Genomic DNA, 13,332 nt, shown 5'->3' with positions numbered 1-13,332 from the left:
TCATGAGTAAAAAAGTATTGATTGTTGGTGGAGTTGCAGGAGGCGCATCAGCAGCAGCCCGACTTCGGAGATTAGATGAAGATGTGCATATTGTAATGTTTGAGCGTGATCCGTACATTTCTTTTGCCAATTGCGGACTTCCTTATTATATCGGGGGTTCCATTCAGGACCGCTCCAAGCTGCTAGTGCAGACACCGGAGGCGATGCATAAACGTTTTAACATCGATGTTCGGATTCAAAGTGAAGTAGTGTCTATCGACCCCGTGAACAAAAAAGTGCGAGTAGAAAGTATAGAAAAAGGCTCCTATGAAGAGAGTTATGATGCGCTTATTTTATCGCCAGGTGCTAAACCGATTCGTCCGAATTTGCCTGGTATCGAGAGTTCCAAAATACACATGTTGCGTAACATTCCCGACACTGACAAAGTCAAAGCTAAAGTCGCTGCAGAAGGCACACGTTCGGCCGTGGTGATCGGTGGTGGATTTATCGGTGTGGAAATGGCTGAGAACCTTAGAGAAGCTGGTCTGGAAGTTTCCTTAATTGAAGCAGGACCACAAATATTAGCTCCGTTCGATACTGAAATGTCTTCTATTTTGGCAAAAGAACTTGACGAGCATGGCGTTAATCTTATTTTTTCCGATATGGTCCAAGGGTTTGCTGAGGTGGGAGAACAAATACAGGTGCAATTAGCAAGTGGCACTGTACTGCAAAGTGATATGGTTCTGCTGGCTATCGGCGTTTCTCCGGATACCTCTTTCCTGAAGGACAGTGGCTTAGAATTCGGTCCCCGTGGCCATATTGTAGTCAATGAGCGGATGGAGACAAATCTGGATCAAGTGTACGCTGTAGGTGACGCGGTTGAGGTGGTTGATTTCGTAAACGGAACAAAAACTGCCATTCCACTAGCTGGTCCTGCCAATAAGCAAGGGCGTATTGCTGCGGACAACGTCAGTGGTCTCGGCACAACTTACAAAGGATCACAAGGGACTTCTATTATTAAGGTTTTTGGAGTCACAGGTGCTTCTACTGGAAATAACGAAAAAACACTACAACGTTTGGGTCTGCCGTATCACGTGATTTATATACATCCTAGCTCACACGCAACCTATTATCCGGGGGCAACTCCGATATCTATGAAGCTGATTTTTGATCCAAAAGGTACGGTGCTAGGAGCACAAGCTGTGGGTTACAGCGGTGTAGATAAACGTATCGACGATATCGCTACAGTTATTCGTTTTAGAGGTACGGTCACTGATTTGACGGAGTTGGAGCTATCTTATGCCCCTCCTTATTCTTCCGCAAAAGATCCGGTGAACATGGCCGGCTTTGCCGCTGAAAATATTTTGCAAGGTTTGACTACGGTATTCATCCCTAAGGATTTAGAGGGTCGTGACAAAAACAACACCATTTTAGTTGACGTACGTTCGGAAATCGAACATGCCAACGGTCATATTGAAGGGTCCATTAATATCCCTGTGGATGATCTGCGTGGTCGGCTAAACGAGCTTGACCCTAGTAAAGAAATTTGGGTGTATTGCCAAGTTGGACTCAGAGGCTACACCGCTTCCCGGATTTTGCAGCAAAAAGGTTACCGTGTGAAGAATCTGACCGGCGGTTATAAAACCTATCAGATGAGCCAATTTACGCCTAAAAAAAAAGATAACTTGACGCCAAACGTTGATACAGCCGTAGCCAGTAAAGAAATCGCAGCAACGGGAGCAATGACGGAGCCTGAGACTGGGACTGGGACAGAGACTGGGACTGGCACAGTTACACCAACCGTCAATGCTACAGCTTTCACTGCTAACTCCAGCACAATAGGTGCCCCTTCATCCAAAATAGAAACGGAACTAGCACCTGATTCCGTGCTTGATGCCTGCGGACTGTGCTGCCCAGGGCCGCTGATCCAAGTTAAAATGAGCATGGACCCGCTCTTGGACGGCCAAGTCCTGAAGGTAACTGCTTCCGATCCCGGATTTTATGAGGATATCAAGGCTTGGGCTCGTATGTCCAACCATACGCTTTTGCAGCTAACAAAGCTGCCTACTGGTATGATCGAAGCTTATCTGCGCAAAGGAGTTATCGAGGCTTCAGCATCAGCACCAACCGGAGCAGGCGAACAAGTAATTCAAACTAGCAACGCAAGCACAATGGTTGTTTTTAGCGGGGATTTGGATAAAGCGATCGCTTCCTTCATCATTGCCAACGGAGCAGCATCCAGCGGCAAAAAAGTCACGATGTTCTTTACCTTCTGGGGCCTCAATATTATCCGCAAGGATGAGAAGGTGCATGTGAACAAGAACTTCATCGGTAAAATGTTCGGTGCCATGATGCCACGCGGCAGCCGGAAGCTGACGCTTTCAAATATGAACATGATGGGCATGGGTTCGAAGATGATCCGCTCTCTAATGAAGAGCAAAAATATCTCTTCCTTGGAAGAATTGATTCAGATGGCTATCGACCAAGGTGTGGAAATCGTCGCCTGCCAAATGTCCATGGATCTTATGGGCATCACTCGTGAAGAACTGATTGACGGTGTCGGAATCGGCGGCGTTGGTTATTACCTCGGCCAAGCCGATCAGTCCGGTCATAATCTATTTATCTAAATATCTTAACATAGCAAAGAGACTCCTCTATTTAAATAGAAGAGTCTCTTTTTTATATAAAAATGAACTCACGAGAATCGGTGATATAGATTTGAATAACCAAAATGCAGAAATTGGCTGGATCTGGATACAGAATCTAAAACCTGCTATCCTATTTAATAGGCATTCATCCGAATAACGACCTATTTTAGGTGAAAAAAGGAGATTAAATGAATAACCCGATACATATTCTTGTTGCTGAGGACGACAGCGACATCAACCGATTGCTGTGCAACATTATTAAGAAAAGCGGCTACATTCCCCAACCCGCTTACTCGGGAACGGAGGCACTTCTCTATCTGGAGCAACGTCAATGGAGCATGCTGCTACTGGATCTGATGCTGCCTGGCATGTCGGGAGAGGAACTACTTGAGAGGATTGCCGGGCGGGACGATATGTCGGTAATTATCATTTCCGCCAAGGGTGAGCCCCAGACCAAGGTGTCTGCCCTACGGGCGGGGGCGGATGATTTCATTACAAAACCCTTCGATGTTGAAGAAGTCTCTGCACGGATCGATTCTCATCTACGTTTGTATTCGCGGATAGCGCAATCGGCTTTGCCTAACGTGCTCCAGCATCAGGGCCTTGTACTTCATCGAGATGCGATGTCGGTTACGGCAAATGGTGCGGAACTGACGCTCACAGCTCTAGAGTTTGAGATTCTCTCGTTACTTTTGTCGGCCCCAAAAAAGGTGTTTACGAAAGCGAATTTGTATGAAAGAGTCTGGCACGAGCCATATTTCGGGGACGACAATACGGTCAATGTCCACATGAGCAATTTGCGCAGCAAGCTAACCAAGGCCGCACCAGGAAGCGAATTTATCGAGACGGTATGGGGCATAGGTTATCGGCTCAAGCCTTAAGACATTCTTAAGATTTGGCTTTAGCTCTTCTTATGTTTTCAATTCTATACTTGGTCTATCACGAAAAGGAGGCCAAGACGAGATGTACGAGTATGTATTAAAAACAAATCAACTATCCAAAAAGTTCAAGGGCCATACGGCGCTGGACAAAGTCAATTTGTCAATCCGTAAAGGCTCTATTTATGGTTTTATTGGGCAAAACGGAGCTGGAAAATCAACATTAATCCGGATTGTGACCGGACTTGCTTTTCCGACTCAGGGGACGATCGAGCTGTTCGGAGCCAGTGAAGAGCAGGCCTTGATCCAGGCTCGTAAGCGAATCGGCTCGATTATCGAGAGCCCCGCTTTGTTCCCCCATATGACTGCAAGCGAAAATTTAGAAGCAAACCGGATTCTACGCGGTATTCCCGGCAAAGATTGCGTTCCTAGAATGCTAGAACAAGTTGGACTGCAGGGCGCCGGCAAGAAGAAAGCCAAAAATTTCTCACTTGGAATGAAGCAGCGGTTAGGTCTTGCCATCGCCTTGCTGGGAGATCCAGAATTTCTGATTCTGGACGAGCCGACCAATGGGTTGGATCCGATGGGTGTCGTCGAAATGCGCGAACTGCTCAAGCGACTAAACCGTGAGCTTGGCATTACGATAATGATCTCAAGTCATATTCTAAGTGAGCTGCATTTAATGGCAAGTCATTATGGCATTATTCATCGCGGTCAGTTGCTTGAACAACTCACTGCGGAGGAATTAAACGAGAAATGTCAGCAGTATTTGTTTATCAAAGTGGATGATCCCGGCAAGGCAACAGCCGTCATTCAGAACGAGCTGGGTACGGCCGATTTCGAAGTGATGCAGGATGGAACCATCAAGTTGTATAGCCGCATTGAGCAGCCAGGCAAAGTATCAACAGCGTTATTCTCTGCCGGCCTCGAGATCGAGAAGTTTATGCCTATGGGTGAAGACTTGGAAAGTTATTTTACGAAGCGAATTGGGGGGAATCCAAATGTATAATCTGATCAGAGTTGAGTTTTTCAAGCTCCGTAAGAATAGATCATTTTGGACTTTTCTATTGGCACTTTCCGTCCTCTCACTTGCTTACCCATTGCTATATTATTTTGATCATCGGTCCAATGGGGAACCTCAGATCACCGGTGCTGAATTTCTGACTACCTTTATTTCAAGCAATGCCTACATTATTAAATTCGGCGTAGCCATTCTGGCTGGATTCTTTATCTCTAACGAATATTCCACAGGGGTCATGAAGACGATCGCATCTTCGGGCAACACCAGAGGCCGGCTGTTCGCGGCAAAACTAATCGTATTCGCAGTTGGGGCCATGGCGATTTCGCTCGTCTTTCCTATTGTCAGCACAGTCGAAGTCACGCTGCTTTCGGGCTTCGGTCATCTGCCAGAAGGAAGCACTACACTTTTTATACCGCGAGCCCTCGGGCTAACCCTGTTGTACACAGCTGGTTACGCAGCCATCGGGGCGCTGTTCACCGTAATCCTAACCGACAGCGGCAAAACTATCGGCTTCTCAATGATTTTCTTCCTTATGATTGATACGGTTTTGGCTAGTATAGGTTCAAAGATCTCTTTCTTTAGTAATTTGTATGATTATTCCATCTTCAAACTGGTGAGCGATATCGGTAAGCCCAGTATCGACAGTGGAGATTGGCCAGCGCTTTTACTTGTACCGTTGTTGACAATAGCCGTTTCCGGGGTACTCGGTATTCTCGTATTCCACCGAAAAGAAATCAAATAACAAATAGGAGGTGCAGGAGAGTGTTGTTTATTCTGACAATCATATTGTTTGCGGCAGGAGCTCTCCTGCTTTTCCGTTTGTTGATTTTAAGGCGAGAGCTAGGGCGGATAACAGGGCAATTGCATACCTACAATGAGCGAGCAACCGGTAAAAAAATTGATGTGGCTCTATTCGACCAGAAGCTTGAGGCGCTTGCGGGACAAATCAATCGTCAATCTGATTTAATCGTCGAAGCGGATGCCCAGCGAAAACGTGTCGAACAAGAATTCCGTCAGGCTGTTGCGAATATTTCACATGATATCCGTACACCCCTCACCTCCATCTTCGGTTATATTCAACTGTTGGAGGATGAGTCTATTACCCCTGATGAAAAGCTTGAATATGTTGCCATCGTTAAAAATCGGACGAAACGGCTGCAGGCGCTGCTGAATGATTTTTTTGAGCTTTCCTTGATCGAATCGCTAGATTATCCTCTACATACCGAAAAGCTTGGGATGACGGCCCTGCTCTCGGAAATTCTGGTCGGATTTTACGATTCCTTCAACGAACGCAATATTACACCGGATATACGGCTACCTGAGGAAAATGTATCCGTATACGCCGATGAATCCGCTGTGCGGAGAGTTGTCGAGAATTTACTTGTCAATACGGTCAAACACGCGACCGGGTATGTGGAAATCCGTTTCGAACGACGGCAGGAAACAGCTGATTTAACGATAGTAAACGATGCGAAGGAACTAGCCGGAAGCGACGTTAACCTCTTATTTGACCGATTCTATACCGCAGACCGTACCCGATCTTCTCAAGCCTCCGGGCTGGGTCTCTCCATCGCCAAAAGTCTGATGAATAAAATGGGTGGCACGCTGACAGCCGAACTGGAGGATGAGCAGCTGATAATGACCTGCCGTTGGAAACTAGGTGATGCCGGCATTAGCTTAGCTACTTAATTCATTTTATATTTGGTCTAGACTAACCATTGTTCTAACCCGTTTATGGAATGTAGCCCATTCCCGATAGCCAATGGCCTGCAGGTTTTTCCGGACTTCTTCGAACTGATCCCCCACCCGTTCGGGTTCATGTGCATCTGATCCAATCGTGACCTTCACACCATGAAACAGAGCTCTTTCTAGAAAAGCCGTATCTGGGACACAGTTATCGTCAGAAGTATTAATTTCGAGAACTACGTCACTTGCTGCAACGGTTTGCAGGGTGAAATCCAGCGCTTCTGTCCACAAGCCGGAATAACCGGGAAAATACCGCTTTAAAGCATCCACATGGCCTAGTATGTCGTATAAGCCACTTTTAGCCGATTGAGAGACATAGTCATAATACAGATTTTTGGTCGCAAGTTTCCCCGCCTGATCCAATCCGTCCCAGTATTCTCCATCGTAAATGCTGATTCCGCCGAAATTATGAATCGAACCAATCACATAATCAAAGGGATAACTGGCGATGACACTACGATATATATCCAGGGAATCAGGCAAAAAGTCCGCTTCAATCCCCAGCATTACATCAATCTGTCCCGCAAATTCTTTTTTTAAAGCTAGAACCTCATCCACGTATGCAGGAAATTCACTCTTCGCCATAGCTCCTCCGGGCCAGGGCAGGTCTTCCTCCAGCGCAAATGCAGGAGTATGATCTGAGATTCCAACAACCTGTAATCCCTTTTCAATGGCTGCAATTACATAATCTCTTACTGTTCCTGTTGCGTGCCCGCAACGATTATGATGTGTATGATAATCAAACTTCATAAGTTCCCTCCAGGTAATAAACTTTTTTATGATTCGCGTTAACCTTTCGATCCAGAAATAACAATTCCTTGAATAAATACTTTTTGAGCAAAAAAGAACAATAACAGCAACGGAAAGACGGTTACCACAGATGCTGCCATCAACAGATTCCATGGTGTTTGTCCATATGCGGCTGTGAAATTTGCTAATCCTAGTGAAAGAGGATATTGACTGCTTTCACTTAAATAAATAAGTGGACCAAATAAATCATTCCAACGGGACATGATTTCTAGAACAGCCGATGTAGCGAGCGCCGGTGCCGACAAGGGCAGGAGAATTCTCCAATACATGACCAGATGTCCTCCACCATCTATCTTAACTGCCTCATCCATTTGCCTAGAGATCCCAAGATAGAATTGGCGTAACAAAAAGATAACAAATGCACTGCCTGTAAATGCCGGAACGATAAGCGGCAAATAAGAATTTGTCCAATGAATTTGATTAAATAACAAATATTGAGGAATCAAAGTCACTTGTGACGGGATCATCATTGTGCTGAGTACAAGCACAAACAGAAGCATATTTCCACGGGCACGAAGACGAGCGAACGCAAACGCAGCCATAGAGGAGGCAAGCACAGTCCCAAATACTGAGATACATGTGTAGCCTACCGAATTCAATAAATATCGCCCCATTGGAGCATCTATGAAAATTTGCTTATAATTACTCCATTGAATAGAGGATGGCAGCCATATCATCGGGACTTTATGAATGTCGCCCATGGTTTTTAGCGAGGTGACCAACATCCAGAATAACGGGAATGCGAACAGAATAACGCCGCCATAAAGGATTAGATATAACAGTATCTTCTGAATGGGCTTCAGCTTGCCGTGTAAAAAACTTCGCTGTCTCATGATGTGAATCCCTCCTATCTTTTAGAGTCATATTCATAGTGGACAAACCGCTTCGAACTCCACATGAATACAAGAGTCAGTGTAAAAAGGATGATAAATAGAATCCAGGCCTGAGCAGAGGCATAACCCATCCGAAATTGTTTAAAGGCTGTATCAAACAAGTAGTATACATAGAAATATGAACTCCAGTCCGGTCCGCCTTTCGTAATGACGTAGGATTCAGTAAATACTTGCAGGGAAGCGATCATTGCAATAATCGTATTGAACAAAACCACCGGCGAAATGAGCGGAAGTGTAATTTTGTAGAACTTTTTCCACACACCTGCTCCTTCAATTGACGCCGCTTCATATAGATCACTCGGAAGAGATTGCAAGGAAGCTAGGAATATCACCATGGTTGAACCTGACGCCGTTAACTGCATCAGAACCATAGATGGGACGACCGTCCCCGGGCTCGTGAACCAGCCTGGACCTTCCACACCAAACCAGTCATAGAGTAAGGAATTGACTACCCCGAAGGTCGGGTTAAGCAGCCAAGACCACAGGAAAGACACAGCCACCCCGGAAATAACACTTGGCGCATAATACAGCGTACGAAGTAATGACTGTCCTCGAACCTTCTGATTCAGCAGCAGGGCAATCACCAACGAAGATACAATGGTAAAGGGTACGGACAATAAGGAATAATAGATGGTGACAGATAACGATTTGTAGAACAGCCTATCCTGAAATAACAGCCTGAAATTATCAAACCCTATAAATTCAGGAGACGAAATTACATTGTATTCGGAGAAACTTAACATCAGCGACACGATGATCGGTCCGCCAGTAAACAATATGAAACCGATAAACCACGGCATAATAAACATCCAGAAGGCGCGTTCCTCCCGCTTACTCTCAGTTGCCATTCGCTTCATGAATCATCCTCCTTACGCGGCCTGTTAGTCTGCGATTAGCGGCCGCTTATCCTTCCAGTTCTAGTTAATCCAGTTTGAGTGAACGGAGGTTCTGATCCACTTCCTTCAGTCCATCTTTCAAATCTTTACTTCCATTCCATACAGAAGACATGGTCTGGTTCATGGTTTCTAGAATCGTATTGAACTTTACGATCAGATGATTTTCAGCTTCACGTCCATACTTAATAGCACCCTCATGGACTTGTTTGAATTCCGCTTTATCCATCCCAATCTGCGAGGACATTTTTTCGTACCACAGTTCAAACAAGCTGCTGTCCGCTGGCGTTCTACCGACATCATTCATATAGCGATAGGCGCCTCCATCGGTTTTGGGATCGGCCAGATATCTGACAAATTCCCAGGCTTCATCCGGATGTTTACTTGAGTTTGAGATGCTCCATGGGTCCACAAAAAGTGTCACTTTGCGGCCATCATGGTAGGGAACAGCTGCGACACCCCAGCGAAAGTCCGCTTTTTCATAAGAACCCAATCCCCAACCTCCATTAATGTACATGGCAACTTTCCCCGTCATGAACACATCTCCAAGCTGAGCCGCGGCAGACACAGTCTGTTGGTCCGGTGCAACCTTATACTTGTTAATTAAATCGAGGTTAAATTGTAACGCTTCAATATTTTTGTCATTAAGTAGATCCGGCTCCCCCATAACCCCTGAGGTATACGCTTCTGGCTTAAAAAAATCACCGCCAAATGACCAAGCCATAGCATTCGGACTAAGGCCGCTTGCAAATCCGAATACCTGCTTGCGCACATTACCTACATCATGAGAAAGCTTTTGAGCAATTTCTAACATTTTATCGTAGTTCCATGAAGTGTCATCCCAGTCCGTTGTTGGATAAGGAATACCCTGCTGATCGAATAAATCCTTATTGTAAAACAGATACGTCGCATTGCTGACAAGCGGAATTCCGAAAAATTTATCATCAATTTTATATACATCCAGCAAATCCTTATCCATCGTATCCAGCTCTGGAGCCCCTTTTTCAATGTAAGGCGTTAAGTCCTTCAGGGCACCCATCTTCATATAAGTAGCAAAGCCGCTGTCCGCCTGGTTCGGATTCCACACATCAGGAGCGTTGCCGCTTGAGATCATAGTGGTCAATTTCTGATCGAACTGATCATACGGAATATTCTCAAGATGAACTTTAATATTAGGATGAGTGGCTTCGAACGAAGCAATCGTCTCGTCTTGCCAAGCTTTTTTATCCGGATCTGCAGCCATCACCCAATTAATCTCTACTGTCTCTCCCTTATTACTCTGCACACCTGAAGGGTCGATAGTAGATTCCTTATCACCAGATCCGGCACATGCCGACAATGACATTCCGAGAACTGCAACGGGTAGAAATGTAGAAAGAAGGTTCTTTTTTAAGAATTGAGATTTCATTTTTATGTCCCACCTTTTTTCATTTTTCGTTTAAAATCGTTCAAAGTATCTCTAATTTCAGCATAAGTTTACATATAGATTACACAATTCGATAATTTAGATAACATTCTAATTTTCTCTTCACCCCCCTCTTTGCTAAACCATTCGGAACAACTTCATCATAGCGTCTAAAAATATGATTTTCAGCACATATATTCACTAAATATATTGTTTTTCTGCATATATTCTTGTTAATATAGTTGACATACAACTGAATTGGGAGGGATAGCAAATGGAAACCAATTTTTATGAAGTACAAAAATTCGACATCAGTCGAGAGAAAAAAAGTCAATCCAGCATGCCTACACGACATTACCATAACGGTTATGAGGTTTTTTACATGGTTTCGGGGGATATTTGCTATTTCATAGAGGATAAGGCTTATCAGGTTGTCGGGGGTTCTCTATTGCTGATTGACATCAATAAAATTCATAAGCTTGTCAATTCGAGTGGGGAGACCTTTGAACGAATAACACTTGTATTTAAACGCGAGTTCCTCGAAGATCTGTTTCCGAACAATAAGACGCTTGATTTGCTGTCCACTTTTACACGAGATTGTCATCTGCTGCGATTTAATGGTTCTGAACAAAACTTTATCGAGAAATTATTCAATAAAATGGTCTCTGAATTTACTAAGCAACCTCCCGGCTATGAATTCTATCTAAAAACACTAATGTTTGAGCTGCTTATTTATATTTATCGCCACCAGGAAGCGATGCCTCCTGCAATCACTGAAGAAATCAGTGTAGTGAACAAAAAAATATTTGAAATTGTTGACTATCTCAACCGTTATTACGACCAACGTCATTCCATACGCGATATTGCCAACAGATTCTATATCAGTCCTTCCTACTTCTGCAAAACTTTTCGTGATAGTACAGGCTTCACCTTTACAGAATATTTGAATAATGTGCGGATAAAGGAAGCTCGTGCCTTGTTAATTAATACTGCCTTTAAAGTAGCCAAGATAGCTGAAAATGTTGGATTTGATAATATGACTCACTTTGGTCGGGTATTTAAGGAAATCACCGGGCTTTCTCCATTAAAATACCGCCAGACTTATAAAATAGAGAGTCCATGATGTATCTACGAAAAAGGAGCAGCTGCAATCATTTTTATTACAATATCCACACCAAAAAGACTCCTCTATTTATATAGAAGAGTCTTTTTTTGTTGCGACAGGCTAACGGATTATGTTTAAAATCTAACTCAGTAAGTTTAGGCTTGCTTCTTCAAGCGATGGTATAAGAAATTTATGATCGATTGGCGATGACATCACGATTAGAATCGTGTAGGTACCGTATTTATCACATTGATTTCCGAACTCCTCGAGGGCTCGTGTAGAGTCGGTTACTACTTTCAATAAGTAGTTGTGTTCCCCACTTATACGGTAACATTCGACGACATCAGGACTTGAGCGGCAGAAATCAAGGAATGCATTACAATCCCTAGAATGAAATAACATGTAGGCAGCAGCATGTTTCCCAATCTTTTCAGGAGAAATTATGGTGCGATATTCGCTGATGATGCCTTTTTCCTCCATACGCCTAACTCTCTCCGTAACCGCAGGTTGCGATAAACCGACACATTTCCCCAGCTCTGTCATAGAAATTCTTGCTTGATTTTGAAGATGGAAAAGAATTTGCTTATCAACATGGTCCATCAAAATCGCCTCCTTTAAATTTAAGGTGTTCTATATTAACTAGCTTGTAATTAACCGTTATAAGGCTAATTTAACTTAGTTGCCTTATGTAATCAAGATAACTCGTTATATATAATAACCCTACAATAGTAAAGTGTTCCTGGCTTTAACTATTCCGAAGGGATGAAGACAGATGAGTATATTGGATTCAAACAAAATAAATACAGAATGTTTATCAGGTCGCATCGATAGAGTAATCGATCGAACCCTCGCTGACAAGCGTTTGGTCGGTGCTGTCATTAAAGTGATGATAGATGGGGAACTGGTTTATAGCCGTGCTGCCGGTTTTGCCGACCGCGAGATAGGCCGACTTATGCGAGAAGATGCCTTATTCCGGCTAGCTTCAGTTACTAAACCTATCGTTTCAACGGCAGCCCTAGTATTAGTTGCGCAAGGTCGTCTACAGCTGGACGACCGCGTTGATCGTTGGCTTCCAGAGTTTCAGCCGCGTTTGCAGAATGGCGAGTTCGCGACCTTGATGATTCGTCATTTGATGACGCACACCGCAGGCCTGTCTTACCGATTTTTTCAAGAAGAGAAGGGTTCCTATCAGTCAGCAGGGGTATCAGATGGTATGGATCAGCCCGGCATCACGTTGGAAGAGAACCTGCGTCGTCTTGCCTCTGTCCCCCTCCTTTATACGCCAGGTACCGAGTGGAAATATTCCATCGCGACAGATGTGCTGGGAGCAGTAATTGCAAAGGTCACAGAAACACCGCTCAGTGAAGCTGTACATTCACTCGTGACAAAGCCGCTTGGCATGAGCGACACGGGTTTTATTGCAGTTGACCGAGAACGGCTGGCCACTTCCTATGCCAATGATACTCCAGAGCCACGGCCCTTACTTGAGCCCGACAGTATTGCCTTTGTGGAGGGAACGGCTGGGTTCCTGCTTGCCCCTAGCCGAGCATTTGACACTACTGCCTATCCTTCTGGAGGATCTGGCATGGTCGGCAGCGCCGGAGACTTTTTGCAACTGCTGGAAACATTACGTAAGGGCGGAGCGCCGCTGCTACCGGAGTCACTGGTTCACGATATGACGACCAACCAGATCGGTGATCTGCCAATGGCCTTCTGGCCAGGACGAGGCTTTGGCCTAGGCATTACGGTACTAAAGGATCCTGTCGCCGCAGACACTCCGGAATCCCCGGGTACTTGGCGCATGGGTGGCACTTATGGTCATTCGTGGTTCGTCGATCCGAAGCAACGCCTCAGTGTCGTGGCTTTCACTAATACTGCACTGGAAGGCATGTCGGGTCAGTTTACTGTTGACCTTTGTGATGCCATTTATGATAGACGTAATAAATAGAGCAAG

12 protein-coding genes are annotated in these 13,332 nt (G+C 44.7%); 7 read left to right on the top strand and 5 right to left on the bottom strand.

Translation table 11 applies throughout. From position 1 onward, the window contains the following. Positions 1–2 precede the first annotated feature (2 nt). The 5 genes from NSS82_RS08645 to NSS82_RS08625 all read left to right on the top strand — a co-directional run bounded on the left by NSS82_RS08645 (position 3) and on the right by NSS82_RS08625 (position 6,215). Entirely contained in the window at positions 3–2,606 is a 2,604-nt protein-coding gene (locus tag NSS82_RS08645; RefSeq protein WP_076273933.1) for an FAD-dependent oxidoreductase, read from the top strand. 209 nt (positions 2,607–2,815) lie between these two features. Further along, positions 2,816–3,508 (top strand): response regulator transcription factor, encoded by a 693-nt coding sequence (locus NSS82_RS08640; protein ID WP_038569427.1) that lies wholly within the window; start codon positions 2,816–2,818, stop codon positions 3,506–3,508. Between the two features lie 82 nt (positions 3,509–3,590). Next, positions 3,591–4,514 (top strand): ABC transporter ATP-binding protein, encoded by a 924-nt coding sequence (locus tag NSS82_RS08635; protein WP_036675740.1) that lies wholly within the window; start codon positions 3,591–3,593, stop codon positions 4,512–4,514. Further along, positions 4,507–5,268 (top strand): ABC transporter permease, encoded by a 762-nt coding sequence (locus NSS82_RS08630; protein ID WP_038569425.1) that lies wholly within the window; start codon positions 4,507–4,509, stop codon positions 5,266–5,268. Before NSS82_RS08635 ends, NSS82_RS08630 begins: the two co-directional genes overlap by 8 nt. A gap of 20 nt (positions 5,269–5,288) precedes the next feature. Further along, positions 5,289–6,215: a sensor histidine kinase gene (locus NSS82_RS08625; protein WP_076273934.1), complete on the top strand. Its 927-nt coding sequence runs from the start codon at positions 5,289–5,291 to the stop codon at positions 6,213–6,215. Positions 6,216–6,221: 6 nt separating this feature from the next. Here the strand turns inward: NSS82_RS08625 and NSS82_RS08620 are convergent, their stop codons facing one another. From NSS82_RS08620 to NSS82_RS08605, 4 genes are all read right to left on the bottom strand, one after another. Continuing rightward, the gene (locus NSS82_RS08620; protein ID WP_076273935.1) at positions 6,222–7,022 is read right to left on the bottom strand and encodes a histidinol-phosphatase HisJ family protein; all 801 of its coding nucleotides are present in this window, start codon (positions 7,020–7,022) and stop codon (positions 6,222–6,224) included. A 38-nt stretch (positions 7,023–7,060) separates the two neighbouring features. Then, positions 7,061–7,915: a carbohydrate ABC transporter permease gene (locus tag NSS82_RS08615; RefSeq protein WP_076273936.1), complete on the bottom strand. Its 855-nt coding sequence runs from the start codon at positions 7,913–7,915 to the stop codon at positions 7,061–7,063. A gap of 14 nt (positions 7,916–7,929) precedes the next feature. Next, a complete protein-coding gene (locus tag NSS82_RS08610) occupies positions 7,930–8,832 on the bottom strand; it encodes a carbohydrate ABC transporter permease (RefSeq protein WP_036675748.1) in 903 nt (300 codons plus the stop codon). A 64-nt stretch (positions 8,833–8,896) separates the two neighbouring features. Next, positions 8,897–10,276 (bottom strand): ABC transporter substrate-binding protein, encoded by a 1,380-nt coding sequence (locus tag NSS82_RS08605; protein ID WP_076273937.1) that lies wholly within the window; start codon positions 10,274–10,276, stop codon positions 8,897–8,899. Positions 10,277–10,547: 271 nt separating this feature from the next. Between NSS82_RS08605 and NSS82_RS08600 the strand changes: the two genes are divergently transcribed. Further along, on the top strand, positions 10,548–11,396 hold the full coding sequence (locus tag NSS82_RS08600) for an AraC family transcriptional regulator (RefSeq protein WP_036675751.1): 849 nt from the start codon (positions 10,548–10,550) through the stop codon (positions 11,394–11,396). 123 nt (positions 11,397–11,519) lie between these two features. Here NSS82_RS08600 and NSS82_RS08595 read toward each other — a convergent pair whose 3' ends face one another. Next, positions 11,520–11,978 (bottom strand): Lrp/AsnC family transcriptional regulator, encoded by a 459-nt coding sequence (locus NSS82_RS08595; RefSeq protein WP_036675753.1) that lies wholly within the window; start codon positions 11,976–11,978, stop codon positions 11,520–11,522. Between the two features lie 172 nt (positions 11,979–12,150). Here NSS82_RS08595 and NSS82_RS08590 point away from each other — a divergent pair, with 172 nt between their 5' ends. Beyond that, positions 12,151–13,326, top strand: coding sequence for a serine hydrolase domain-containing protein (locus tag NSS82_RS08590; protein ID WP_076273938.1), 1,176 nt, complete (start codon positions 12,151–12,153; stop codon positions 13,324–13,326). The last annotated feature ends 6 nt before the right edge of the window (positions 13,327–13,332 follow it).

The organism is Paenibacillus sp. FSL H7-0735 (genome assembly GCF_038008505.1).
GTDB classification, from domain to species: domain Bacteria; phylum Bacillota; class Bacilli; order Paenibacillales; family Paenibacillaceae; genus Paenibacillus_AQ; species Paenibacillus_AQ odorifer.
This window is presented reverse-complemented; position numbering and strand designations above follow the sequence as displayed.

Coding starts and splice junctions, on each gene's coding strand:
- NSS82_RS08615 (WP_076273936.1), bottom strand. CDS start 7,915: ATGAGACAGCGAAGTTTTTTACACGGCAAGCTGAAGCCCATTCAGAAG.
- NSS82_RS08600 (WP_036675751.1), top strand. CDS start 10,548: ATGGAAACCAATTTTTATGAAGTACAAAAATTCGACATCAGTCGAGAG.
- NSS82_RS08620 (WP_076273935.1), bottom strand. CDS start 7,022: ATGAAGTTTGATTATCATACACATCATAATCGTTGCGGGCACGCAACA.
- NSS82_RS08635 (WP_036675740.1), top strand. CDS start 3,591: ATGTACGAGTATGTATTAAAAACAAATCAACTATCCAAAAAGTTCAAG.
- NSS82_RS08605 (WP_076273937.1), bottom strand. CDS start 10,276: ATGAAATCTCAATTCTTAAAAAAGAACCTTCTTTCTACATTTCTACCC.
- NSS82_RS08640 (WP_038569427.1), top strand. CDS start 2,816: ATGAATAACCCGATACATATTCTTGTTGCTGAGGACGACAGCGACATC.
- NSS82_RS08630 (WP_038569425.1), top strand. CDS start 4,507: ATGTATAATCTGATCAGAGTTGAGTTTTTCAAGCTCCGTAAGAATAGA.
- NSS82_RS08595 (WP_036675753.1), bottom strand. CDS start 11,978: ATGGACCATGTTGATAAGCAAATTCTTTTCCATCTTCAAAATCAAGCA.
- NSS82_RS08610 (WP_036675748.1), bottom strand. CDS start 8,832: ATGAAGCGAATGGCAACTGAGAGTAAGCGGGAGGAACGCGCCTTCTGG.
- NSS82_RS08590 (WP_076273938.1), top strand. CDS start 12,151: ATGAGTATATTGGATTCAAACAAAATAAATACAGAATGTTTATCAGGT.
- NSS82_RS08645 (WP_076273933.1), top strand. CDS start 3: ATGAGTAAAAAAGTATTGATTGTTGGTGGAGTTGCAGGAGGCGCATCA.